At 72.6% G+C, this 20,897-nt stretch carries 23 protein-coding genes and 1 tRNA gene; 8 read left to right on the top strand and 16 right to left on the bottom strand.

The window, feature by feature from the left end:
- On the top strand, nt 1–344 hold a 344-nt coding region (locus BMW62_RS20080; protein WP_139206326.1), incomplete at its 5' end, for a transposase.
- On the opposite strand, the gene BMW62_RS20075 is transcribed toward BMW62_RS20080, so the two are convergent.
- The 3 genes from BMW62_RS20075 to BMW62_RS20065 all read right to left on the bottom strand — a co-directional run bounded on the left by BMW62_RS20075 (nt 341) and on the right by BMW62_RS20065 (nt 2,422).
- Complete coding sequence (locus tag BMW62_RS20075) at nt 341–1,138, bottom strand: DUF2470 domain-containing protein (protein WP_091934813.1); 798 nt, start codon at nt 1,136–1,138, stop codon at nt 341–343. The two genes, BMW62_RS20080 and BMW62_RS20075, sit on opposite strands and share 4 nt — an antisense overlap.
- 77 nt (nt 1,139–1,215) lie before the next feature.
- Nucleotides 1,216–1,620 carry a hypothetical protein gene (locus BMW62_RS20070; protein ID WP_091934811.1) on the bottom strand — a complete coding sequence of 135 codons (405 nt, stop codon included), beginning with the start codon at nt 1,618–1,620 and terminating at the stop codon, nt 1,216–1,218.
- Between the two features lie 529 nt (nt 1,621–2,149).
- Nucleotides 2,150–2,422 (bottom strand): hypothetical protein, encoded by a 273-nt coding sequence (locus BMW62_RS20065; protein ID WP_091934808.1) that lies wholly within the window; start codon nt 2,420–2,422, stop codon nt 2,150–2,152.
- A gap of 133 nt (nt 2,423–2,555) precedes the next feature.
- Between BMW62_RS20065 and BMW62_RS20060 the strand changes: the two genes are divergently transcribed.
- Nucleotides 2,556–2,759, top strand: a complete 204-nt coding sequence (locus tag BMW62_RS20060; protein ID WP_091934805.1) for a DUF5703 family protein — start codon at nt 2,556–2,558, stop codon at nt 2,757–2,759.
- Here the strand turns inward: BMW62_RS20060 and BMW62_RS23320 are convergent.
- From BMW62_RS23320 to BMW62_RS20050, 3 genes are all read right to left on the bottom strand, one after another.
- On the bottom strand, nt 2,707–3,267 hold the full coding sequence (locus tag BMW62_RS23320) for a pentapeptide repeat-containing protein (RefSeq protein ID WP_244524183.1): 561 nt from the start codon (nt 3,265–3,267) through the stop codon (nt 2,707–2,709). The two genes, BMW62_RS20060 and BMW62_RS23320, sit on opposite strands and share 53 nt — an antisense overlap.
- Before the next feature lie 133 nt (nt 3,268–3,400).
- Nucleotides 3,401–3,592, bottom strand: a complete 192-nt coding sequence (locus BMW62_RS23315; protein ID WP_244524182.1) for a hypothetical protein — start codon at nt 3,590–3,592, stop codon at nt 3,401–3,403.
- Between the two features lie 81 nt (nt 3,593–3,673).
- The gene (locus BMW62_RS20050) at nt 3,674–4,585 is read right to left on the bottom strand and encodes an NADPH:quinone oxidoreductase family protein (protein ID WP_244524181.1); all 912 of its coding nucleotides are present in this window, start codon (nt 4,583–4,585) and stop codon (nt 3,674–3,676) included.
- Between the two features lie 165 nt (nt 4,586–4,750).
- Between BMW62_RS20050 and BMW62_RS20045 the strand changes: the two genes are divergently transcribed.
- A complete protein-coding gene (locus BMW62_RS20045; RefSeq protein ID WP_091934798.1) occupies nt 4,751–5,314 on the top strand; it encodes a class I SAM-dependent methyltransferase in 564 nt (187 codons plus the stop codon).
- A gap of 3 nt (nt 5,315–5,317) precedes the next feature.
- On the opposite strand, the gene BMW62_RS20040 is transcribed toward BMW62_RS20045, so the two are convergent.
- Complete coding sequence (locus tag BMW62_RS20040; protein WP_091934795.1) at nt 5,318–6,127, bottom strand: SDR family oxidoreductase; 810 nt, start codon at nt 6,125–6,127, stop codon at nt 5,318–5,320.
- Between the two features lie 90 nt (nt 6,128–6,217).
- Nucleotides 6,218–7,543, bottom strand: coding sequence for a M20/M25/M40 family metallo-hydrolase (locus BMW62_RS20035; RefSeq protein ID WP_091934792.1), 1,326 nt, complete (start codon nt 7,541–7,543; stop codon nt 6,218–6,220).
- Nucleotides 7,544–7,633: 90 nt separating this feature from the next.
- Here BMW62_RS20035 and BMW62_RS20030 point away from each other — a divergent pair, with 90 nt between their 5' ends.
- Together BMW62_RS20030 and BMW62_RS20025 are read left to right on the top strand one after the other, a co-directional pair.
- Nucleotides 7,634–8,671, top strand: coding sequence for a GGDEF domain-containing protein (locus tag BMW62_RS20030; protein ID WP_244524180.1), 1,038 nt, complete (start codon nt 7,634–7,636; stop codon nt 8,669–8,671).
- A 68-nt stretch (nt 8,672–8,739) separates the two neighbouring features.
- Nucleotides 8,740–8,827, top strand: a tRNA-Leu gene (locus BMW62_RS20025).
- A 98-nt stretch (nt 8,828–8,925) separates the two neighbouring features.
- Here BMW62_RS20025 and BMW62_RS20020 read toward each other — a convergent pair.
- Complete coding sequence (locus tag BMW62_RS20020) at nt 8,926–10,128, bottom strand: tyrosine-type recombinase/integrase (RefSeq protein ID WP_091934789.1); 1,203 nt, start codon at nt 10,126–10,128, stop codon at nt 8,926–8,928.
- 439 nt (nt 10,129–10,567) lie between these two features.
- Between BMW62_RS20020 and BMW62_RS20015 the strand changes: the two genes are divergently transcribed.
- The 3 genes from BMW62_RS20015 (at nt 10,568) to BMW62_RS20005 (ending at nt 12,975) form a co-directional block, all read left to right on the top strand.
- The gene (locus BMW62_RS20015) at nt 10,568–11,020 is read left to right on the top strand and encodes a hypothetical protein (RefSeq protein ID WP_091934786.1); all 453 of its coding nucleotides are present in this window, start codon (nt 10,568–10,570) and stop codon (nt 11,018–11,020) included.
- Between the two features lie 68 nt (nt 11,021–11,088).
- Entirely contained in the window at nt 11,089–12,384 is a 1,296-nt protein-coding gene (locus BMW62_RS20010; RefSeq protein WP_170852484.1) for an alpha/beta fold hydrolase, read from the top strand.
- 387 nt (nt 12,385–12,771) lie between these two features.
- The gene (locus BMW62_RS20005; RefSeq protein WP_091934780.1) at nt 12,772–12,975 is read left to right on the top strand and encodes an anti-sigma factor family protein; all 204 of its coding nucleotides are present in this window, start codon (nt 12,772–12,774) and stop codon (nt 12,973–12,975) included.
- A 370-nt stretch (nt 12,976–13,345) separates the two neighbouring features.
- Here the strand turns inward: BMW62_RS20005 and BMW62_RS20000 are convergent, their stop codons facing one another.
- From BMW62_RS20000 to BMW62_RS22825, 7 genes are all read right to left on the bottom strand, one after another.
- The gene (locus BMW62_RS20000; protein ID WP_091934851.1) at nt 13,346–14,806 is read right to left on the bottom strand and encodes an NADH-quinone oxidoreductase subunit N; all 1,461 of its coding nucleotides are present in this window, start codon (nt 14,804–14,806) and stop codon (nt 13,346–13,348) included.
- Nucleotides 14,807–14,811: 5 nt separating this feature from the next.
- The gene (locus BMW62_RS19995; protein ID WP_091934777.1) at nt 14,812–16,410 is read right to left on the bottom strand and encodes a complex I subunit 4 family protein; all 1,599 of its coding nucleotides are present in this window, start codon (nt 16,408–16,410) and stop codon (nt 14,812–14,814) included.
- A 2-nt stretch (nt 16,411–16,412) separates the two neighbouring features.
- On the bottom strand, nt 16,413–18,350 hold the full coding sequence (locus BMW62_RS19990) for a proton-conducting transporter transmembrane domain-containing protein (protein WP_091934776.1): 1,938 nt from the start codon (nt 18,348–18,350) through the stop codon (nt 16,413–16,415).
- On the bottom strand, nt 18,347–18,664 hold the full coding sequence (locus BMW62_RS19985; protein ID WP_170852483.1) for an NADH-quinone oxidoreductase subunit NuoK: 318 nt from the start codon (nt 18,662–18,664) through the stop codon (nt 18,347–18,349). The genes BMW62_RS19990 and BMW62_RS19985 overlap by 4 nt, the downstream gene beginning before the upstream one ends.
- Nucleotides 18,661–19,242, bottom strand: coding sequence for an NADH-quinone oxidoreductase subunit J (locus tag BMW62_RS19980; protein ID WP_091934774.1), 582 nt, complete (start codon nt 19,240–19,242; stop codon nt 18,661–18,663). Before BMW62_RS19980 ends, BMW62_RS19985 begins: the two co-directional genes overlap by 4 nt.
- Before the next feature lie 10 nt (nt 19,243–19,252).
- On the bottom strand, nt 19,253–20,104 hold the full coding sequence (locus BMW62_RS19975; RefSeq protein WP_244524179.1) for an NADH-quinone oxidoreductase subunit H: 852 nt from the start codon (nt 20,102–20,104) through the stop codon (nt 19,253–19,255).
- A 79-nt stretch (nt 20,105–20,183) separates the two neighbouring features.
- The coding region (locus BMW62_RS22825) for a hypothetical protein (RefSeq protein WP_211435209.1) at nt 20,184–20,897 on the bottom strand (714 nt) is incomplete at its 5' end.

The following is a 20,897-nucleotide window of genomic DNA, read 5'->3' as shown; positions in this document are numbered from 1 at the left end:
GCCCGGGACGGCCACGAACTCGGCCCGACACCGTGGCCGGGGACAAGGCCTACTCCTCACGCGCGATCCGCACCCAGCTGCGCGAGCGTGGCATCGGCGCCTGCATCCCCGAACGGGATGACCAGAAGGGCCACCGCATACGTCGGGGCAGCCGCGGAGGACGACCACCGGCCTTCGACGCAGAGCGCTACCGCGGACGCAACGTCGTCGAACGCGCCTTCAACGAGGACAAGCAGTGGCGCTCCCTGGCCACCCGCTACGACAAGCTCGCCGTCGTCTACCGGGCCGCAGCAGTCCTGCGCGCGGTCACCCTCTGGCTCAAGCGGTTAGGAGACATGCCCTAGCTCCGCCGGGCCGCTCGGGCGGCGCAGAGCAACTGGCCGACGGCGGCCCCGAGCTGCCCGGCGCAGGTCAGCGGGCGCGGGAACGGGACGCGCACGTCGGTGTGCCCGAACGGCCGCTCGACGCGCAGGCGGAAGCCGAACCGGTCCAGCGCGAGCGGGCGGACGACGCCGACCTGGCCCACCACCTCGGCGGGGACCCGGGCGGCCAGCAGCTCGACGACGTCGGCGTGCGCGCCGGCCAGGTGGCGCAGGTGGTCGGCCTCGACGGCGGCCAGCGGGTCCGGGCGCGCGGCGGCGAACTCCTGCGGACTCACGTCGACACCCTCCCCGCCCTCGCTGAGCACCACCTCGGCGAGGTCGAGCCGGAGCAGCCGTGCGGCCCGGCCGACGTCGAGCAGCACCTCCGTGGGGCGGGTCTCGGCGAAGGCGAGGAGCGCGGCGCGCTGGTCTTCGGCACGGACGGGCGTGGCCCAGCCGGACAGCCACAGCTGCCCCCGGACCGGCCGGCGCAGCGGCACCGGCGCGTGGTCGCTGACCATCAGCAGCGCGGAGAGGTCCTGGTCGGGGGCCTTGTCGACCGCTCCGGCGATGTCCCCGTCCGCCGGGACGACGAGCAGCACCTGCCCGGCCCGGGTGACGGTGTGCGCCAGCAGCCGACCGCCCTCGACGCCGGGTGCGCATACCGTCGCCGCGGTCCGCGTGGCGACCGTGCGGGCGCGCTCGGCCGGCTCCGGACGCAGCGCGGCGGCCTCGGGACGGCGCTCGGGCGCAGGGTGGGTCGGGCTGCTCGGCATGACGCCTCCTCGGTGGGTTAGGGAAGGCTAACCAAAGCGGAGCTCATTCGGCCAGCCACCGCCGGATGACGAGTGGCTCAGAGCCGCCGTGGCACCGCACGGGGCACCGGGCGGCGCCGGTCCTGCGCGATCCGGCCCACGAGCAGGCCGACGAGCAGCGCGATCAGGCCCCAGAGCGCAGCGGTGAGGCCCTGCGAGGCCGACAGCACCAGCACGGCGCCGACCGCCGCCCCGAGCAGCAGCCCGCGCACGAGGCGGGCGGTCGTAGACGGGGTCGCCGGTGCCGGCTCGTCCAGCACGGAAGTGGGCAGCCCGGCGGCCCGGGCCCACCGCTCGGCGGCGGCGCGCACCTCGGCCTCGGGCACCTCGGCACCGCGCACCTCGGCCTCGGGCACCTCGGCACCGCGCACCTCGGCACCGCGCACCTCGGCACCGCGCACCTCGGCCTCGGGCGCCGTCCGCCCGTCGCCGTCCGTCGTCATGGGTGCTCCTCCCCGTGCTCCGCCATCCACTCTGGTGGTCGGCGAGCGGCGTGGCAGCCCGGGGCGCCGGATTCACCCGGCCGACGGACCGACCCGCTGCCCTCGCCCCGGAAGGGGTGCGGCGACGACCGGTTCGGCCGGGGAGGCCGCATGGCTGCCGGGCGGCAGTGGACCCGCGACCCGCCGGCCCAACCCCACCGGGTGGTGCGCCGTGCACAGTCGCGCTCTGCCCCGCCTGGGTGGGCAGAGAGCGACTCGTCCCCGGACTGCTCAGCCGCGCCCCAGCGCAACCCCCCACCGGGTGCTGTACCGCGGGCAGTAGCGCTCTGCCCCGCCTGGGTGGGCAGAGAGCGACTCGTCCCCGGACTGCTCAGCCTGACGCCCGGACCGCCGTCTCGCCTGGGTGCAGCGCTGTGTCGCCGAGGCGTTCGAGGTCGTCGCCGTGCGTGACGCGGACGATCACCTGGCCGGCACATGCTGCACGGAGCTCACGGATCAGCGCCGCGACGGTCGAGGCGGAGACGCTCGCTCAGCCGGGCTGGTCCTCGTCGTCCAGCGGCACGTCGGCGTCCTGCTCCAGCACGTCGGCGTCGTCGGCCTCGCGGGTGCCGAGGGGACCGCGCGGGGCGCCGGCCTCCCCCGGGCGGGCGGAGAGCTGCTGTTCCAGCGCGTCGGCCTCCGGTACGTCGCCGGAGGGTGAGTTCACCTCCGCGGCGCGGGCGGGCGCGGGCGGCTCGAGGTACGCCTCCTGCTCCGCGCGGTCGGCGTCGGGCACGTCGCTCGAGAAACCGGGCTCGGTCACGTCGTCCTCCCTGAGAAGCGGGTGCGGTCTGGGCCCCATCGTGCCGTCCAGTCGCTGTCCCGGCAGGCCGGGACGGTGTGAGGGAGACGACGAACACGTGCCCGGAGCACGAACGGCAGGCACAATCGGGCCGATGGACACCGCCGGGGACTACGAGTTCGCGCCGCTGCGCATCCCGCCGGGCACCTCCCGGTCCGCGGCCGCCACGATGCTCAGCCTGCAGTCCGACGTCGGCGGCTGGGAGCTCGCCCGCCTCCAGCTGCACGCCGACGGCACCCGCAAGGTCATCCTGCGGCGCCGGGCGCGGCTCTCCTACCTGCCCAAGCCGCTGGTCTGAGCCGCGCGCGCCGTGACCAGTGCGCCGGGCGCCGCACCGCCGCGGGCAGCCTCGTCGCACCGTCGCCCCGGGCCGCCGACACCTGCGGCTGGACGAGGAACAGGCACCGGCTCAGGTCCGCCCCGCGCACGTCGGCGCCGCGCAGATCGGCGCCCAGCAGGTCCGCCGTCCCCAGGTCGACTCCGCGGAGGTCCGCGCCGATCAGGTAGGCACCGCGCAGCCCGGCCCCGCGCAGGTCGGTGCGGCGCAGGTCGCGGCCCACCAGGTCGGCCCCGCGGCGGTCCCGTGCGCGGCTGCCGGCGCGCACCAGCGCGCTGCACCGGCCGAGCAGCGCCCCCACCCGCCCGCGCAGAGCACCGAGGTCGAGGCCGGTGAGCTCGTCGGCGCTGCCGGCCGCGGCCTGCTCGACCTCGGCGCGCAGCCGCACCGCCTCGTCGGCGAGCGCGGCGGCGGCCGGCAGCTCCGCGGCCTCGGTGAGGTGCCAGAGGATCTCGTGCAGCTGTCGCACCACCGGCAGGACGGCGAACTGCTGGCGGGCCAGCTCCGGTTGCTCCCGCCAGCTGCGCCCGCCGAAGGTCTCCTGGGTGATCCGCTGCCCGGCACCGAAGCAGTCGAAGACGGTGCAGCCGGGAAACCCCTGCTCAACGCAGCCGGGCGTGGACGCCGCAGCGGAAGTCGTCCGCCAGGTGGACGCACGGAGTGCCGGCCGGCTTGTCGATGGCGAAGTCGGCGGAGGCGGCGAAGGCCGGGGCGACGCAGCAGAGGCCGGCGCAGCGTGCGCAGTCGGCCCGGAGGTGCGCGCGGTCGTCGGCGAGCGGGAGCGGTCGGGGCATGACGCCGTCGAGCGTAGAGGTGTGCGCCCACGCGAGGTTCTGCTCGCCAGAACCGGGCGTGGGCGCACACGCGGGAACCGCCTACGGAACGAGCACGACCTTGCCGACGGTGTCGCGGGAGGCGAGCTTGAGCAGCGCCTGCGGGGCCTGGTCCAGCGGCAGCACCTCGCCGACCAGCGGGTCGACCTTGCCCTCCTGGACGAGCCGGACCAGCTGCTCGTGGGTCTCGGTGAACACCGATGCGTCGTGCTTGCGGTACAGCCCCCAGTGCAGCCCGACGACGCTGTAGTTCTTGACCAGCAGGTGGTTGGCCGGGGCCTCGGGGATGCGCCCGCTGGTGAAACCGACGACGACCAGGCGTCCCTCGAAGGCGATGCACTTGCGCGACTTGTCGAACACGTCACCGCCGACCGGGTCGTAGACGACGTCGGCGCCGCGGCCCCCGGTCACCTCCTTGACGATCGGGACGAAGTCCTCGGTCGTGTAGTCGATGACGTGGTCGGCGCCAAGCTGCTTGCACACCTCGGTCTTGCGTGCCCCGCCCGCGGTGGCGATGACGGTGGCCCCGGCGGCCTTGCCCAGCTGGATCGCCGCGGTACCGACGCCCCCGGCGCCGGCGTGGACCAGCAGCGTCTCCCCCGCCTGCAGGTGGGCACGGCGGTGCAGGCCGACGTAACCGGTCTGGTAGGTCAGGTAGAGCGAGGCGGCCTTCTCGTCGGTCATGCCGTCGGGCACCGGGAAGGCGGCCGCGGCGTCCATGAGCGCGTACTCGGCGAAGGCGCCCGGGCCCCCGGCCGGCGAGCCGATGACCCGCTGGCCGGTCTCCTCGATCTCGCCGCACAGCTCGACGCCGGGCGTGTAGGGCAGCGGCGGCTTCTCCTGGTACATGCCCATGGCCATGAGCACGTCGGGGAAGTTCAGGGCCGCCGCCCGCACCTTGACCAGCACCTGGCCCTCGCCCGGTGTGGGCCGGTCCACCTCGTCGAGGCTCATGACCTTCGAGGGATCACCGAGTTCGTGTACCCGCCATGCACGCATGGCCCGACCTTGCCAGACGCCCCGTGACGGCCGTCACCGGGGCCGCTTGGCCGCGGGGGGCCCGCCGTGCCAGGGTGCGCAGCGGTGGTCACCCTCCTGGTGGCCCGGGGAGGGGAACCCATGATCGAGCACGTGACCGACCGGCTGCGCTTCCTGGGCGCGTTCCTGGCCCACCCGCGACAGGTCGGCGCGGTGCTGCCGACCTCGCGCGCCGCGGTCCGCGACATGCTGGACATGGCCGACGTGCCCGCCGCCGACCTGGTCGTCGAGCTGGGGGCGGGCACCGGGGCGCAGACGCAGGAGATCCTGGCTCGCCTGCGCCCCGGGGCGCGGCTGATCACGCTGGAGATCGACCCCCGGCTGGCGAAGCTGCTCGACGAGCGGTTCGACGACCCGCGGGTCCAGGTGGTCTGCGACTCCGCGGAGAACCTCGGCGCCCACCTGGGCGACGCGCGCGCCGACGTCGTCGTCTCCGCGCTGCCCTACACCTCGCTGGAGCCGGGGCTCCGGCGCCGGATCCTGGACGTGCTGCCCGGGGCGGTGGCCCCCGGTGGCACCACCGTCGTCATCCAGTACTCACCGCTGCTGCTGCCCGAGCTGCGGAAGCGGTTCACCTCGGTGCGCTGGCGGGTCACCCCGTGGAACGTCCCGCCGGCCTTCCTGTTCGCCTGCCGGCAGGACTGAGCCTCAGCGCATCGACGGCGGGCGCAGCGCCTCCGGGACGACGGCGGTCTCGCCGGTCGCCGTCTTCGCGCTGGGGACGCCCTTGAACTTGTAGGGCGCCGTGCCGACCCCGGGCTGGACGACGTAGGCCGCGCCCGGCTCGGCCTGCCCCCACGCCATGATCATCGCGTCGGCGACCTCCTCGGCGGTGAGCACGGGGAATCCCGCGGCGGTGAACTGGTCGCGGATGCGGTCGATGATCGCGGTGTCGGCGAAGCCGGGGCAGATCGCGGAGATCGTCGTCCCCTCGGCGGCCAGGCGCGGGGCCATGGAGCGGACGAAGGCGATCGCCCCGCCCTTGGCGACGCTGTAGCCGGGGTCGGTGGCCATCGGCGAGAGCCCGGCCAGCGACGCGGTGACGACGATCGCCCCTCCCCCGGCGCGCTTGATCGCCGGGCGGGCCGCGGCGACCCCGTAGACGACGCCGAACAGGTCGATGTCGACCACGCGCATGAACTCGTCGAGGTCGAGGACGTCGTCGCTCTTGGCCGCGGAGATGCCGGCGTTGAGGTAGGCGGCGTCGAGACGGCCGTGGTCACCCTCGATACGGGCGACCAGTTCTTCGTTCGCCGCACGGTCGGTGACGTCGAGGACGGCGAACTCGCAGCCCAGGTCGGCCGCGACCTGCCGGTTGCGCTCGCTGTCGAGGTCGGCGAGGACGACGGTGACCTCGCGTTCGCGGAGCTTGGTGGCGAGGGCGCGGCCGAAGCCGCCGGTCCCTCCGGTGATCAGTGCGACGGAACCGGGGCGGGGTGCGGGAGTGGTGTCGGTCACGCGCCCATCCTCGCTGGCGCTCGTCCGGCGCGTGCCCCTGGGTGCTCTGCCGTCGCGCGACCTCGCACGCTCGGTCGCGTCGGCATCACATCACGCGTGGCGGAGGAAGCGGTCGAGCACCCGGACGCCGAAGCGCAGCGACTCCACCGGCACCCGCTCGTCGATGCCGTGGAACAGCGAGGCGAAGTCGAGGTCCGGCGGCAGCCGCAGCGGTGAGAACCCGAAGCAGCGCATGCCCAGGCGCTGGAAGCTCTTCGCGTCGGTGCCGCCGCTCATGGTGAACGGCACCGGCCGGGCGCCGTCGTCCTCGGCCTTGAGCGCGGCGACCATCTGGTCGACCAGCGGCCCGTCGAACGTCGTCTCCACGGCCTGGTCGTGCACCAGCCAGTCGCGCTGCACCCCCTCGCCGACCAGCGCGGCGAGCTGGCGCTCGAACTCCTCCTCCTGGCCGTAGAGGAAACGCCCGTCGACGGTGGCGCTCGCGGTGCCGGGGATGACGTTGGCCTTGTAGCCGGCGTCGAGCATCGTGGGGTTGGCGGTGTTGCGCAGGGCCGCGCCGATCATCCGGCTGATGCTGCCCAGCCGGGCCAGCGCGTGCTCGGGCTCGGCGGGGTCGATCTCGACGCCGTACGCGTCCTCGACCGCCTCGATGAACTGGCGCATCGGCGGGGTGAGGGTGAGCGGGAAGCGGTGGCTGCCGATGCGGGCGACCGCCTCGCAGAGCCGGGTGACGGCGTTGTCCTCGTGCAGCATCGAGCCGTGGCCGGGCTTGCCGACGGCGGTGAGCCGCATCCAGGCCAGGCCCTTCTCGGCGGTCTGCACGAGGTAGAGGCGCAGGTCGTCGCGGACGGTGATCGAGAAGCCGCCGACCTCGCTGATCGCCTCGGTGCACCCTTCGAGGAGGTCGGGGTGCTCGTCGACCAGGAAGTGGGCGCCGAGCTTGCCGCCGGCCTCCTCGTCGGCGACGAAGGCCAGCACGACGTCGCGGGGCGGCTGCACGCCGGTGCGGGCCCAGTCGCGCACCAGCGCCAGCACCATGGCGTCCATGTCCTTCATGTCGACCGCGCCCCGGCCCCAGATGTAGCCGTCGCGCTCCTCGCCGGAGAACGGGTGCACGCTCCACTCGGCCGGATCGGCGGGAACGACGTCGAGGTGGCCGTGCACCAGCAGCGCGGGCCGGCTGCGGTCGGCGCCCGGGATGCGGGCGACCAGGCTGGCCCGGCCCCGCTCGGACTCGTGGATGACCGACTCGATGCCGACCTCGTCGAGCTTGCCGGCGACCCACTCGGCGGCCACCCGCTCCCCCGCGCTGGTGGCCGTGCTCCCGGTGTTGGTCGTGTCGATGCGGATGAGCTCGGACAGCAGCTCGGCCACCTCGGACTGGGCACCCTCGAGCGGGGCGGGGGTCTCGGCCATGCGCCCGATCGTGCCGCACCGGCGGCTTGCCTGCCCCCGACGGGTGAACCGTTCCTATACCGTCCGGTTTCACCGGCCGATCACCTGTGCGTGAGGTCGTTGCGCGCCTTCGGCGCCCGAGAGCCCCGTGCCGCCGCCCAGCACGCCGCAGCCCTGCTGGCCGTCAGTGCGGTGATCCTGCTGGTGCTGCCGGTCTTCTACGAGTCCGACGGCGGCACCCCGGCACTGGTCGTGCACTGGATCGGCGTGGCCACGCTCGTCGGTGCTGCGGCGACGTGCGCGCTGCTGGACCCCGCGGTGCTCGACCGGTGGCACATGGGCCTGGTGCTCGGTCTGGGCAGCGTGGTGCTCATCGGCGCGCTGAACCTCCTCACCTCCGACGTCTCCGCCGGTTCCCAGGCGTTCTACGCGTTCCCCGTGCTGTGGAGCGCCGTCCACCTGCGGAGGCCGGCGGTGGTGCTGGTGACGGCGAGCGCGCTGGCCGCGGACCTGATGACCCTGCTGGTGCTGCTGCCCACGCCGGCGGCGCTGGCCGACTTCCTCTTCTTCGGCGCCCTGCTGGTCGCGATCGCCGCGCTGCTGGTGCGCGCCAACCGCACCCAGGAGCGGCTGGTGGCGGCCCTGCAGCGGCAGCTCACCGTCGACTCGCTCACCGGCCTGGCCACGCGGCGCGCGTTCGACGACGCGCTGGAGCTCGCGCTCGACCGGCCCGTTCCCGGCGGCACGGCCCTGGTGCTCATCGACGTCGACTCGTTCAAGGCGATCAACGACACGCACGGCCACCCGGTGGGCGATGACGTGCTCGTGCACCTGGCCCGGGTGCTGCGCGGCCGCATCCGCAGCGACGACGCCGTGCTCTCCCGGCTGGGCGGGGACGAGCTCGCCGTGCTGCTGCCCGGGTGCGCCCGCGAGGTGGCCGCCCGCCGTGCCGAGGAACTGCTCGAGGCGGTGCGGGCCGAGCCCCTCGCGCTGCCGGACGGCTCACTGGTGGCGCTGTCGATCAGCCTGGGGGTGGCCCATCTGCCGCGCCATTCCCGCGACCGGCGCGGGCTGTACACGTCGGCCGACTCGGCTCTCTACGAGGCCAAGAGGGGCGGCCGCGGGCGGGTGGCGCTGGCCGCCGTTTGACCCGCCACGACGCCGCCGGGGGGTGCGTGATCGGCACCCGGCGGTCAGGTAGTCTTCTCCACGCACTCGTCCGGGTGGCGGAATGGCAGACGCGCTAGCTTGAGGTGCTAGTGCCCTTTATCGGGCGTGGGGGTTCAAGTCCCCCCTCGGACACCACATCGTCCCGGTGTTCCTGCAGGTCAGGAGCCCGGGGCGACGTCGTGTCCACGGCCTGAACCGGCTCGTGATACCCGCGTGATACTTCGCGCGGCCGGTCAACCCCTCAGCAGCGCGGCGAACCGGTCGGCCGCCTGGCGTCCCATGCCGGGGTGCACGTGCTGGTAGACGGTGAGCGTGATGGTCGCGCTGGCGTGCCCGAGGCGCTCGGAGACCACCTTCACCGGCTCGCCGGCGGCCAGCAGCAGAGTGGCGTGGGTGTGGCGCAGGTCGTGCAGCCGGATCCTGGGCAGTTGGTCCTCCCCCAGCGCCCGGCGTGCCTGCACGACCTGCTCGACGAACCGGCGCGAGTATCGCTCGGGATGGCGGTGCGTGCCCTCGAGATTGCCCAGCACGAGCGCGGCGTCGCGCACCAGATCGAGCGCCAGCCGGCCTCGGGCCGCGCGGTAGGCCCGCAGGCTGCCGACCGTGTCCGCGTCGATGTCCACCACGCGTGCCTGGCCGGTCTTCGTCGACCCCTCGACGAGCTGCTCACCGGCGCCCTTGGCCTTGACCACGCCGAGGCTGCGCCGGACCTGCAGCCGGCCGGCGTCGAGGTCGACGTCCCGCCAGCGAAGGGCCAGCGCCTCGCCGCGGCGCATCCCCGTCGCGGCCAGCAGCCGCCATCCCATGGCGAGGTCCGCATCGCGAGCCTGCGCCCAGCGCAGGAAGCGCCCGAGCTCGGCGGCCGTCCAGGCCTGCATCTCCGGAGGCCGGGCCTCCGACGGGCTCGGCGGTGTCGATCGGTCGGTCGGGTTGACCGAGAGCCGGCCCTGTTTGACCGCGTCGCCCAGTGCCGACCGAAGGATCGTGAACACGTAGCGCACAGTGCGCGCGGAGAGGCCGCCCTGGCCGTCGGCTCGGCCGGACTCCTCCAGCATGCGCATCCAGGCGTCCACCGACGGACCGGTGAGCCGGGCGACCGGCTGTGCACCGAGGTATGGATCGACGTGCAGCCGAATGTTCTTCCGGTAGGAGGCCAGCGTGGCCGGGCTGAGCCGCTGTCCTTGGATCCACTCGGCGAGGTATGCATCGAGACGCTGCTTCGACGGCTCGACCCACTCCCCCATCTCCGCCTTACGGACCTCCGCGCGCAGAGCCGCAGCGGCGTCCCTCCTGGTCTTGAAGCCGCGCTTGAGGACGACGCGCTTTGTCCCGTCCGCCCGCTGAGCCGTGAACTTGATCAGGAAGCGCGGACCAGCTTTGGTCATGTACTCGCTGATCCCGCCCTCGCCCGCCTGCCGTCTCCGTGGCTTCGCCATCGCAAACCTCCATCGTTCGGCTCCGACCACCCGCTGCCAGCGGGATGACTGCTACAGGCAGCCATTGGTACGTCTACGGAACAAGCAGGGGCAGCCCGGCGGCCGGCACCGGCTTGCATCTGTGGACGGCGACTCGGCCCTGTGGACCATGGCCAGCAACCGAACCGCACTGTCGAGTGCCAGTACCCGCGACACCCTTCACGAGCGGCCTACCGAGTTCCTCCCGTTCTTCTCCGGCAGGGCCTCCATGGGGTGGTCCGCTTTGTCGTTCAGCCGTTGACCCAGGCTTCAGTGATCCTGTGCAGTGATGACTCCCACGCAATCCGACCGCTCCAGGTCGACGGACGACGACTGGGGCCGGGAACCGGGCCGGCGGCCCCCACTGCCGTCCTGGGTTCCGTTGGCGTGGTGGGCCGCTCTAGCCGTCACCCTGACATTCGTGGTCGTGGTCCTGGTGCGCCCGCCCGGACCGCTGGATCAACCCGATCCGGCACGCCAGCGCGACGGGCTGTTGCTCGACGGCCCTCTGGTGCCGTCGACCGTTGCGGGTGTTGAGTTCGGCCGCAGTCCCGTGGTGCTCCTGTTCGATCGAGAGCCACCCGACCGGCAGGAACTGGCTAGCTGGCTCGGCGAGGTGCCGCGCCGCGTCGAGGTACGACTCATCCTTCCGGAGCCGCCCGCCGCCTTGGTCGACCCAGGACTCGTCGAGGTCGTCGTCGATCCGGACGGACGCCTTGCCGATGCGGTTGCCCTGCCCACCCCCGTCGACGGCGGTCCGGGCATCGGCTACGCCGTCGTCGACAGCCGACGGCAGGTGCGTTACTCCACCCTCGACCCCGCCTACCTGGTCAACGCCTTCGAGGTCACGACGATCCTGAAGTGGGTGCCATGAGGCGGGCTCGAGGACAGTGGCCGCGGACTTACCGGCCACTTCGTTCGCAGACGCTCCTCGTCCAGGCCGTGGTCCTGGTCGGCGCGGAAGTGGCGCTCTACACCTCCTACTCCGCTCACGATGCCCATTTCCATTGGGCCACGCACTTCCTCGTTGCGCTGCTGGCCACCGCACTCTGGCAGAGCCTGCACCTACTCGTGGCCGCACGGCCCGCCCGCGGGCAACTCATCACCGTCCTGCTGTTCCACCTCTGGGCGATGTGGCCCGACCTGATCTTCCGGCTCGGTGTGCCGCATTTCCGATGGATGGACGTGGTGGCCCTCGGGCATGTCAGTGCGCACTACATGCCGGGCGGGGACACGACCTGGCTCGTCCTCGCCCTGACCGCGGCGGGGGGCTACGCTCTCTTACTGCAGCGATGGCTAGCCGCCCGACACGCCGAGGCCACCGCCGGGCTGCCACCGGCCCTGGGGATCGGCGGCGCCGGCATCATACGGCCCCAGATCGATCCGCGCACCCGCTCGCTGGCGCACGAGCATTTCGGCACGTCCGCGAGCGACCCACTGATCTTGTTGCACGGGTTGGGAGCGACGGCCGCGACGTGGCGGCCGGCCGCCCGACTGCTGGCGCAGGCCGGTCACGAGGTGCTCCTGCCGGATCTGCTCGGCTTCGGCTCCTCGATGCGGCTCGGCACCAGATTTGGTCTCGCCGACCAGGCCGATGCCGTCCTGAGGCTGATCCGACACCACGGACTCGGCCGGGTACATCTCGTTGGACACAGCTGGGGATGCCTCGTCGCCGCCGCGGTCGCCGAGCGAGCGCCCGAGCAGGTGTCCCGTCTGACCTTGGTTGAACCTGCTGTCTTCGCCGACCCTGATACGGCCCGGGCGCGATTCGCTCGCCGCTCATGGCTGGCACGGGCCACAGTCGACGACTCCGGTCTCGGCGGACTCGTCTGCGGAACCATGTGCCTGCTCCGTCCAGCGTTTGCCCGACTCGCTCCGCGGCTGGAACCGGACGTCCCCGAGGAGGTCGCCCGTGAGGGGGTGCAGCACTCCTACCCGGCCTACCGCGATGCCCTGTGGAGCATCTGGGAGGACAATCCGCTGCCTGCCCTGCTGCGAAGCCCGCGCCACCCGGTGCACGTGATTGTCGCCGAGCAGGACGAGACGGTGCTGCCCGGGGATGTCCTCGACCTCGAACTCGCGGCCGGAATAGAGACCACCCGTGTGGAGGGCACCCACGCGCTGCCCTTCGACCGTCCACAGCTCACCGCTGGATTGCTGATGTCAGGGATCGCTGGATCAGAGAGAATCGGGCCAGCCCACAGCCCTTCGGCCCTCAGTGACGACGGCGACGGATAGACCGGCACCTTCGCCATGCCCTCCGCAATCGGCCCCCGGGCCGCAGGAATCCGAGGAACCGGGAGCCTCCCTGCTGACTGCCCACCGTCCCGACCTACCGATCGGGGGTGACCTCGGCCGGGATGGAGCGGACTTCGTTCCTGGGACCGTGGACCGGCTTGCCTGCAACACGGCAAAACCGCATACCTCGACCCTCTCGAGTCCTGCTCCCGGGACGGGCCCACCAGCGGACGCCCGCGAATCTGCTTGACAGTCGCGTGTGCCGGATTGGCCGAGGCGGCTCAAACCCGGCTACTATCCTGCTTAATAGAGCTGCTCAAGACCGCTTAATAGAGCTGCTCAAGACCGCAACGTGGAAGACCTCAACGGAGTCCAGGAGGTGGCACCGTGAGGTACTCACCTCGCGAGACCCATCGTGAGCTGCGAGAGCAGCTCGGCGTCTTCGCATTAGGCCACGGCGACGCCGAGGAGCGGGCCACCGTCAGGTCGCACTTGAACAAGTGCGCTGCCTGCCGCGCCGAATTGGACGAGCTGGCAAAGGTGGTCGCCCTGCTGTCCGCGGTCAGTCCCGCCAATCTTCGTCAGGTCTGAGTTCCTCAGACCGCGGGGCGGCGCAGTCGCCCGCTAGCCAGAATCAGTTCGTCGCGGAACGCTGCGAAATTGCGACGCCGTTGAGGTCCACCCAACCTGCTCCAGTCGCACGTCACCGACCGCACCCGCGGGCGATGCGTTCCGCGTGGACCGCTCTGGCGGGACTGGCCGCAGTCGGCCCCGGCGTCGGCGGGCTGCTGGCCGACGCCCTCGGCGTCCGTGCTGTCTGCCTGCAAGCCGCATAACTGCTGCTCGCCGCGACCTGCCGTCAGTCGCGCCACCGACCGACGGCAGGTCGACGCGGGCATCGCTTTGCACTCCAAATCTTTCGCCGAGTTGATGCACCGACGTCCGGGGTCGTCGTCCTCGGTCAGGTTGACAGGGCGAAGGCGAGCCACCACCCCGATCCCAGACCGAGGAGCAGGGACATGACCGCGGCTCCGTGCAGCAATCCGGTCGGGACGCCACGCCGGGTCCGCTGCGCCGTGCCCGCCGCGGTCCGTGGACCACTGCCCGCCCCCTCCTGCATAGACGGTGCTGCCGGCACCCCGGCGAACGCGGGGGCGATCCAGCGAAGGTAGTAGAAGAGGCTCGCCACCGTGTTGACGGCCGCGATGACGACCAGCCAGGCGAGCCCGCCGTCCCAGGCGGCGGCGAAGACAGCGAGCTTGCCGATGAAGATCGCGGTCGGTGGGGTCCCGACGAGGCCGAGCAGGCAGACGACGAGGCTGACGACCAGCCAGCGGTGGCGTCCCACCGCGGTCGCCCAATCGGTGATCGTGCGGGCCGCCGGGGCCGCCGCGACGGCGGCGAAGGCACCGATGTTGGTCACCGCGTAGCCGGCCAGGTAGATCGCCAAGGCCGGGACGGCGAGGTCGGTGCGGGCGGCGACGGCGACGACCATGAACAGGTAGCCGACCTGGCTGACCGTGGAGTAGGCCAGCAGGCGGAGTACGTCGGTCTGGTTGAAGGCGGCCAGGTTGCCCAGGGTCATGCTGGCTGCGGCGATGACGGCGACCAGGAGTGGCACGTCGAGCGGGACGTCGGCGAAGGGCTCGGCTAGCAGGCGGAAGGCGGCCGCAACCGCGCCGATCTTGGGGATCGTGGTGAGGTAGGCGGCCATCGGCGGTGTGGTGCCGGCGGTCACGTCGGGCACCCAGAAGTGCACCGGCACGGCACCGGCCTTGAAGGCGACCCCGGCGAGCACGCCGAGGACGCCCACCGCGAGCAGCGCCGGCGATGCCTCCGGGAGCTGTGCGGCGAGGTCGAGGTAGCTGGTCGTACCGGCGGCGAGCACCAGGGCGGCGACGCCGATCAGCATGAGCACGCCCACGAAGGCACCCATGAGGTAGTACTTCATCGTCGCCTCGACACCCGCGGAGTCCTTGGCGAAGCCGGCCAGCGCGTACAGCGGGACGCTGGCCAGCAGGTAGCCGGCGACCAACAGGAGCAGGTCGCCGCTGGCGGCCAGCGCGATGCTGCCGAGCCCACCGAGCAGCATGAGGACGTAGGCCTCGGTCTCCCGCGGATGTCCGGCCAGCGAGGCCGACGCCAACCAGACCAGGACAGCCACACCGAGAGCGACCACGATCCGAACGACGCCGGTGGTGGTGTCAATGACCCAGGTGCCCTCGAACACCCGCTCCGCAGGCTCGGACAGCGCGGCAGCAGCAGCGATCGCACTGGCCAGACAGGCGGCGGTGACCAGGAGCCGGACCCGCCACTGCCGGTGCTGCGGCGTCCAGAGGCCCAGCAGCAGGCCGCTGACGGCGCCGAGGAGCAGGAGCAGTTCGGGAAGCAGGGCGAGCACCCGCTCGCTACCCCCGGACATGCCGGTCACCGGCTCACCAGCTGCACCACCGCCATGGCGGCCGGCTCCAGCACGTCCAGCAGGGCACGCGGGAGGAGCCCCAGGACCAGGGCGAGTAGGAGGAGCGGGATGATCGCGGCCAGCTCGTGACCGCGCAGGTCCTTCATCCGGGTCGCTGTCCGCGGCTGGGTGGTGGTCGCCGTCCCGCCGTCGGTCCGCTCCGGACCCGGGCCCTCCCCCGGCTTGTCGGGGTCTGGCTCGGACGGGACGACGGTGTCGCCGGTGAGCAGCCGCTGTAGGGCCAGCAGGAACAGCCCGGCGGTGACCAGGATGCCGACGACGGCGATCACCGTGGCCACCGGCGCGGCCTGCAGGGCGCCGGTGAACACCTGGAACTCGGCGATGAACCCGGAGAACCCGGGTAGCCCCAGGGAGCCGAACGCGGCGATCGCGAAGCAGGCGGCGAAGACGGGCGCCGGCCGCGCCAGGCCGCCCCAGCGGTCGAACGCGTAGGTGTGTCCGCGGGACCACAGGACGCCGCTGAGCAGGAAGAGCGCGCCGGTGAGCAGGCCGTGGCTGACCATCTGGTACATCGCCCCGACCGTGGCCACGGTTCGCGCCTCCTCGTCGGCGGAGGCAACGAGGCCGGCTGCGCCCAGGCCGAGCAGCACGTAGCCCATGTGGTTGACCGAGGTGTAGGCGATCATCCGCTTGACGTCGGTCTGCGCCAGCGCGACGAAGGCGCCCCAGAGCACGCTGATCACCCCGACGACGACGGCCACCATGGCCCACCGCTGCCAGGCGTCGGGGAGGATCGGCATGGCGATCCGCACGAACCCGTAGGTGCCGAGCTTGAGCAGGATCCCGGCAAGCACAGCCGACCCGGCGGCCGGTGCGTCGGTGTGCGCGTCGGGCAACCAGGTGTGGAACGGGAACAGCGGCGTCTTCACCGCCAGCCCCAGACCGATTGCCAGCAGGACCAGGCCGCCGGCGACCGGGGAGTCCGCGAGCGGCGGGTTCTCCGCCAGCGCCACCATGTCGAAGGTGCGCTCCTCGCTGCCGAGGAACAGCCCGATGAACCCCACGAGCAGCGCCAGCGACCCGATGAAGGTGTAGAGGAAGAACTTCAGCGCGCTGCGTCGGGCGTTGCCGTGCCCCCAGCCGGCGATGACGAAGTACATCCCGACGATGGACAGGTCGAAGAAGACGAAGAACAGGATCAGGTCGAGCGAGGCGAACGTGCCCAGGCAGGCGGTCTGGAGGAAGAGGAACAGCGCGGCGTAGGTGTGCGGCCGGTCCGGCTCGCGCAGTGAGTAGATGGCGCAGGCCAGGAACAGCACCCCGGTCAGGGCCAGCAGCGGCAGGGAGAGCCCGTCGACGCCGACGTGGTAGCCCGCATCGACGGTCGGGATCCACTGCACGTCGGCCTCGTACGCCAGGCCGTCGACGACTCCCGAGGCGCCCTCGCCGGACTCGAAGCGCCACCACATCCAGCCGACCAGCGCCAGGTCGACGGCGGAGGCAGCCACCCACACCCCGATCGCCGCGCGACTGGGGATCCTCGGGAATGCCAGCAGCACACCAGCAGCCAGCAACGGCAGGAAGATCACGACGGTCAGCAGCACGACTACCTCACCACGAGCAGCAGGACGAGCAGGAACCCCAGACCGACGACGGCCTGGGCGTAGTACTGGTGCAGCAGCCCGGTCTGCGGACGGCGGGCGGCGCTGCCCGCGCGGCGGAACGCCCTCGCCGTCGCACGGACGAGGCCGTCCACCACGCCCGTGTCGATCCGCGCGGAGCCGGCAGCGGTGCGGCGGGTCGCCGCGGCGACGCCGGACACCGCGCCGTCCAGGACGCTGTCGTCCGCCCGGGACGCCATACCGGCGAGCCGACGGGCGCCGAGGGCCACCCCCATGACGGCCCGGTCGATCAGCTTGTCGTCGACAACTGCCAGCGCCCGGGCGACTGCCATGGCCGGCCGGGGCGAGAGCAGCCGTCCCAGCCCGGCCCACCGGGACAGCGGACCGCGGGATAGCTGCTCCATGACGGCAGGGCGGGTCCGGACCACGGCGACGGTCAGCCCCAGGGCCACCAGCGCGAGCGCCCCGGAGAGCAGCAGCTCCCTCAGCCCCGGGGACGGCTCCCCCTCCACGTCCAGGACCGCCTTGAGTTGCTCTGCCACGGCCGGCAGCGCGAGCACACCCAGCCCGGCGGCGAACACGGCCGGCACGCCGGCGACGACAGTCGTGAGCGCCGGGACGCGCCGGGTGCCCAGCTCCTCCTCGTCGAGAGCCTCCTCGCCGGCCGGTCGGGCGAGGACGACGGCCAGGATCCGACCGGCGTAGATCGCCGAGACCGCGGCGGCGGCGAGGCCGACGATCGTCAGCGCCGCTCCGTCGACACCGGCGAGGACCTCGTCCTTGGTGGCCCACAGCGACAGCGGTGGCACACCGGCCAGGGCGAGGGCGGCGACGGTGGCCGCTGCCCCCATTCCCGGATACCGGCGGGCGGCGCCACGCAGACCGGCCAGCTGCTTGGTGCCCAGCGCGGTGAGCCAGGCCCCGGCGGCGACGAACAACCCGGCCTTGACCGCGGCGTGCGCGACCAGTTGGGCGGTGCCGCCAGCGGTGGCACCCACCCCGGCGGCGAGGACGACGAATCCGATCTGCGCGGCCGTGCTGGCCGCGAGCAACTGCTTGAGGTCGGTCTGCGCCACGGCCACCGCACCCAGGACCAGCGCCGTCAACGTCCCCGCCCACGCCGCCGCCGTCGCGGCCCAACCGGTCGCAGCCAGCAGCGGCTGCATCCGGATCAGCAGGTACCCACCGGCGGCGACCATGGTCGCCGAGTGCAGCAGGGCGCTGACCGGACTGGGGCCTTGCATGGCCGCCGACAGCCAGGCGGAGAAGGGCAGCTGCGCGGACTTGCCGAGCGCGGCGACCAGCACCCCGGCCGCGGCCACGTCCGCCCAGCCGCCGTCCGCGATCTCCAGATCAGCCAGCACCAAGCTCCCGGTCGCGGCCAGCGCCGCCCCGGCGGCGACGTACAGGCCGAGGTCACCGGCCCGGGTGGTCACGAACGCCCGGGTGCCGGCGGCCAGCTTGCCCGGCTCGTCCCAGTGGTAGCCGATGAGCGCATAGCTGGTCGCCCCCATGACCTCCCAGGCCAGGAGCAGCGTGGGGAAGGTTGCCGCGGTGACCGTGGCCAGCATGGCCGCGACGAACAGCAGCAGGTAGCCGAAGAATCGTCCTCGGGCGGCGTCGGACGGCAAGTCTGCGATGGCGAAGACGGTGACCAGCAGGGCGATCCCCGCGACCAGGACGACGAGCACGGCGGAGAGCCCGTCGACGACCAGGCGCAGATCACCACCCTCGACGATTCCGAGGAACGGCACCGACAGGCGCGGTCGGGTCCCGGCCACCAGCGCTGCCAGCACCACGCCGACCCCGGTGACGGCCACGGCCAGCGGACCGGCGACGCGGTCGACCCCCCGCCCGGTAACCAGCAGCCCCGCGCCGGTCAGGGCGGGGAGCAGCACCAGCGCGCCGAGGACGGCGCTCATCCGCGCAGGTCCGACGCCATGTCGATCATGTCGAGCTGCCGGGCCCGGTAGAAGGCGACGGTGACGGCGAAGCCCATGGCCATCTCCACCGCCATGACCACCAGCGCCACGACGACCAGCATCTGAGCGTCGGGCAGCTCCGGCGCGAGGAAGTACCAGGCCGCTCCCCCGGCCAGCAGGACGCCGTTGAGGACGAGCTCCAGACCCATCATCACCATGACGATCGTCTGCTGGGACAACGCCCCGAAAAGCCCGACACCGATCAGGCCCGCGGCGACGGTCAGCACGATCTGCAGCACCATCTCGGCGGTCATCGGGGCAGTCCCCCGGGCACCGGGTCGTCCGGGCGCTGCGCCGTCAGACCGGCGCCGAAGCGGTCGTAGCGACCGCGGGCGGTGGCCAGGACGGTGCCGGCCAGGATCGTCGCGAACAGCCCGACGCCGATCACCAGCATGACCAGCATGTGGCTGCCCATGATCGCCTCGCCGAGCTGGCGGGTGCTGTCAGCCGGGCGGGAGGTGTCCCGCGTCGGCCAGTCGATCGTCCAGATACCGACGACGAGGACGACGAACGCACCCGCACCCGTTCCGGCCGAGCCCTTGGCGTTGTGCACCATCGTCATCGGCATGAGCCCGGCCGGGTTCATCATGAACATGATCATGAAGACGGCCATGATCGCCATCTCGATCGTCATCATCAGCGCCGTCACGACGGCCAGGTAGACCAGATCCAGGGCGAGCAGGATGCCCGCCACGGCGAGGAACGACGCCAGCAGGGCGAAGGTCGCCCGCGCCATCGAATCGACGACGAAGACGGCGACCCCCGCGGCGACCGACAGGACACCGAGGACGGCGACTGCCGTGATCGCCCAGCCGGAGAGGTCGCTCAGCATCGGCTCCTCCTCACGCGTAGAAGCCGTTCAGAACGAGCACGGCGACGACCAGCGCCTGCAGCAGCGTCAGCGGGACGAGGACCATCCAGCCGACCTCCACCGTGCGGTCGGGCCGCAGCACCGGCATCCGTCGTCCCACCCAGACCAGAGCAGCGACAACGGCCAGCGTCTTCAGCAGGTGCCACAGCGGGCCAGGCAACCAGGGGCCGGAGTCGCCGCCGAGGAACAGCGCCGCCGCCATGGCCGCGCTCGCGCCGAGGAAGACGGCGCGACCGGCCTCCACCAGCAGCCGGTCCACTCCGGACAGTTCCGAGGTGACGCCGCCGGCGATGTCAGCTGCGGCCGGTGCGGCGAACGGCCCCCAGAACGCGAAGGCCGCAGCGCTGGCCACGAAGACCACAAAGGCGACCGGCATCGTCACCACGAACCACAGGCTCTCCTGCGCGGCCACGACGTCCGTCGTGCGCAGTGAGCCGGCCGCCAGGCCAGCCGTGATGAGCGCGAACATCAGCGGCAGCTCGTAGGCCAAGCCCTGGGCGAGGAATCGATAGCCGCCGGTCAGGGCATGGACGGCGTTCGGGCCCCAGCCGACCAGCCACACCGCCGCCCACAGCAGTGCCTCCATGGCGTTGAACCACACGAGATCGGCGCTGGTCGACCACAGGGTCCGGCCAGCCACTGGCACCACCGCGAGAGACAGCAGCGCCAGTGTCGGCACAGCGACGCACCCGATTCGCCACAGCAGCCGATCCGGCGCCAGCGTCGTCCGCCGCTGCTCGACCAGCAGACGCGCGCTCGAGCGGATCGGCTCGACAGCGGCCCCCGATGCGCCGAAGACGACGACGCGGTCGACCGCCGCCACCACGAGACCGAGGACAAGTCCCACCCCCACGACCCCGAGGACCGCCCGGGCCAGCCCCCACGCCTCCGCCAGAGTCTGCTCAGGCATGCAGGTGCTCCGGAGCCGACACCGCGGACACCGGGCTTAGGTCGAGGCTGGCCACGATCAGCCGCGCGCTCCCGATCTCCGCGCCCTCCACCAGGGCTGCGACGCCGTCCAGTGACATCGCGGGCAAGTCCTCGACCGGCTGCCCCGACGCCATGTCGCACCAACGCCGAACCCGGTCCAGGGCGTCTCCCCCAGACCCGCGCCTCCCGATGCCGCCGGCCGTCCACGCCAAGGTCCGCGACCGGCTCACCCGCCGCGCCACGGCCTCGGCGAGCCGTTGCATCTCCTCTCGATTGGCCCCTTCGGCCACCCCGTCCCGGGCGCGGCGCGCGTCTCGGGCAGCCGTCGGCCAGCCGGCCACGTCCAGGAAGCGGGCGAGCCGGTCGAGTGCGGCCCGCTGGGAGTCGGACTGCTGCTGGGCGGGTGGGGCGGTGCCGGCGTCGAGCCAGGCCAGTTCTGCGGAGGTGAGGACGTCACCCTGCAGATCCGCCCGCAACACCAGACCCGTCGGCCAGCCCGGCAGTACCGGCCCGAGCGCCACCTTCAGAACGTCGAGTTCGAGCCCGTCCCGGTCCGGGCCGGTCGAGGCCATCGGCAGCCCGGCCACCTCACCACCGTGGTCCATGCCTTCGTGACCACCGCCGTGGTCCATGCCCTCGTGGTCCATGCCCTCGTGGTCCATGCCCTCGTGGTCCATGCCCTCGTG

Source organism: Blastococcus sp. DSM 46786 (genome assembly GCF_900109665.1).
In the GTDB taxonomy this organism is placed as follows: Bacteria; Actinomycetota; Actinomycetes; order Mycobacteriales; family Geodermatophilaceae; genus Blastococcus; species Blastococcus carthaginiensis.
The sequence above is the reverse complement of the archived record's forward strand: the minus strand, read 5'-3'. Positions and strand labels throughout refer to the sequence as shown.

Excerpts from the sequence above, each read along its gene's own strand:
- BMW62_RS19985 (WP_170852483.1), bottom strand. The coding sequence starts at position 18,664 with ATGACCGCCGAGATGGTGCTGCAGATCGTGCTGACCGTCGCCGCGGGC.
- BMW62_RS20050 (WP_244524181.1), bottom strand. The coding sequence starts at position 4,585 with ATGAGCCTCGACGAGGTGGACCGGCCCACACCGGGCGAGGGCCAGGTG.
- BMW62_RS20000 (WP_091934851.1), bottom strand. The coding sequence starts at position 14,806 with ATGTCCGGGGGTAGCGAGCGGGTGCTCGCCCTGCTTCCCGAACTGCTC.
- BMW62_RS19990 (WP_091934776.1), bottom strand. The coding sequence starts at position 18,350 with ATGAGCGCCGTCCTCGGCGCGCTGGTGCTGCTCCCCGCCCTGACCGGC.
- BMW62_RS20020 (WP_091934789.1), bottom strand. The coding sequence starts at position 10,128 with ATGGCGAAGCCACGGAGACGGCAGGCGGGCGAGGGCGGGATCAGCGAG.
- BMW62_RS20075 (WP_091934813.1), bottom strand. The coding sequence starts at position 1,138 with ATGCCGAGCAGCCCGACCCACCCTGCGCCCGAGCGCCGTCCCGAGGCC.
- BMW62_RS23315 (WP_244524182.1), bottom strand. The coding sequence starts at position 3,592 with ATGCCCCGACCGCTCCCGCTCGCCGACGACCGCGCGCACCTCCGGGCC.
- BMW62_RS20060 (WP_091934805.1), top strand. The coding sequence starts at position 2,556 with ATGGACACCGCCGGGGACTACGAGTTCGCGCCGCTGCGCATCCCGCCG.
- BMW62_RS20045 (WP_091934798.1), top strand. The coding sequence starts at position 4,751 with ATGATCGAGCACGTGACCGACCGGCTGCGCTTCCTGGGCGCGTTCCTG.
- BMW62_RS20035 (WP_091934792.1), bottom strand. The coding sequence starts at position 7,543 with ATGGCCGAGACCCCCGCCCCGCTCGAGGGTGCCCAGTCCGAGGTGGCC.
- BMW62_RS19980 (WP_091934774.1), bottom strand. The coding sequence starts at position 19,242 with ATGCTGAGCGACCTCTCCGGCTGGGCGATCACGGCAGTCGCCGTCCTC.
- BMW62_RS20070 (WP_091934811.1), bottom strand. The coding sequence starts at position 1,620 with ATGACGACGGACGGCGACGGGCGGACGGCGCCCGAGGCCGAGGTGCGC.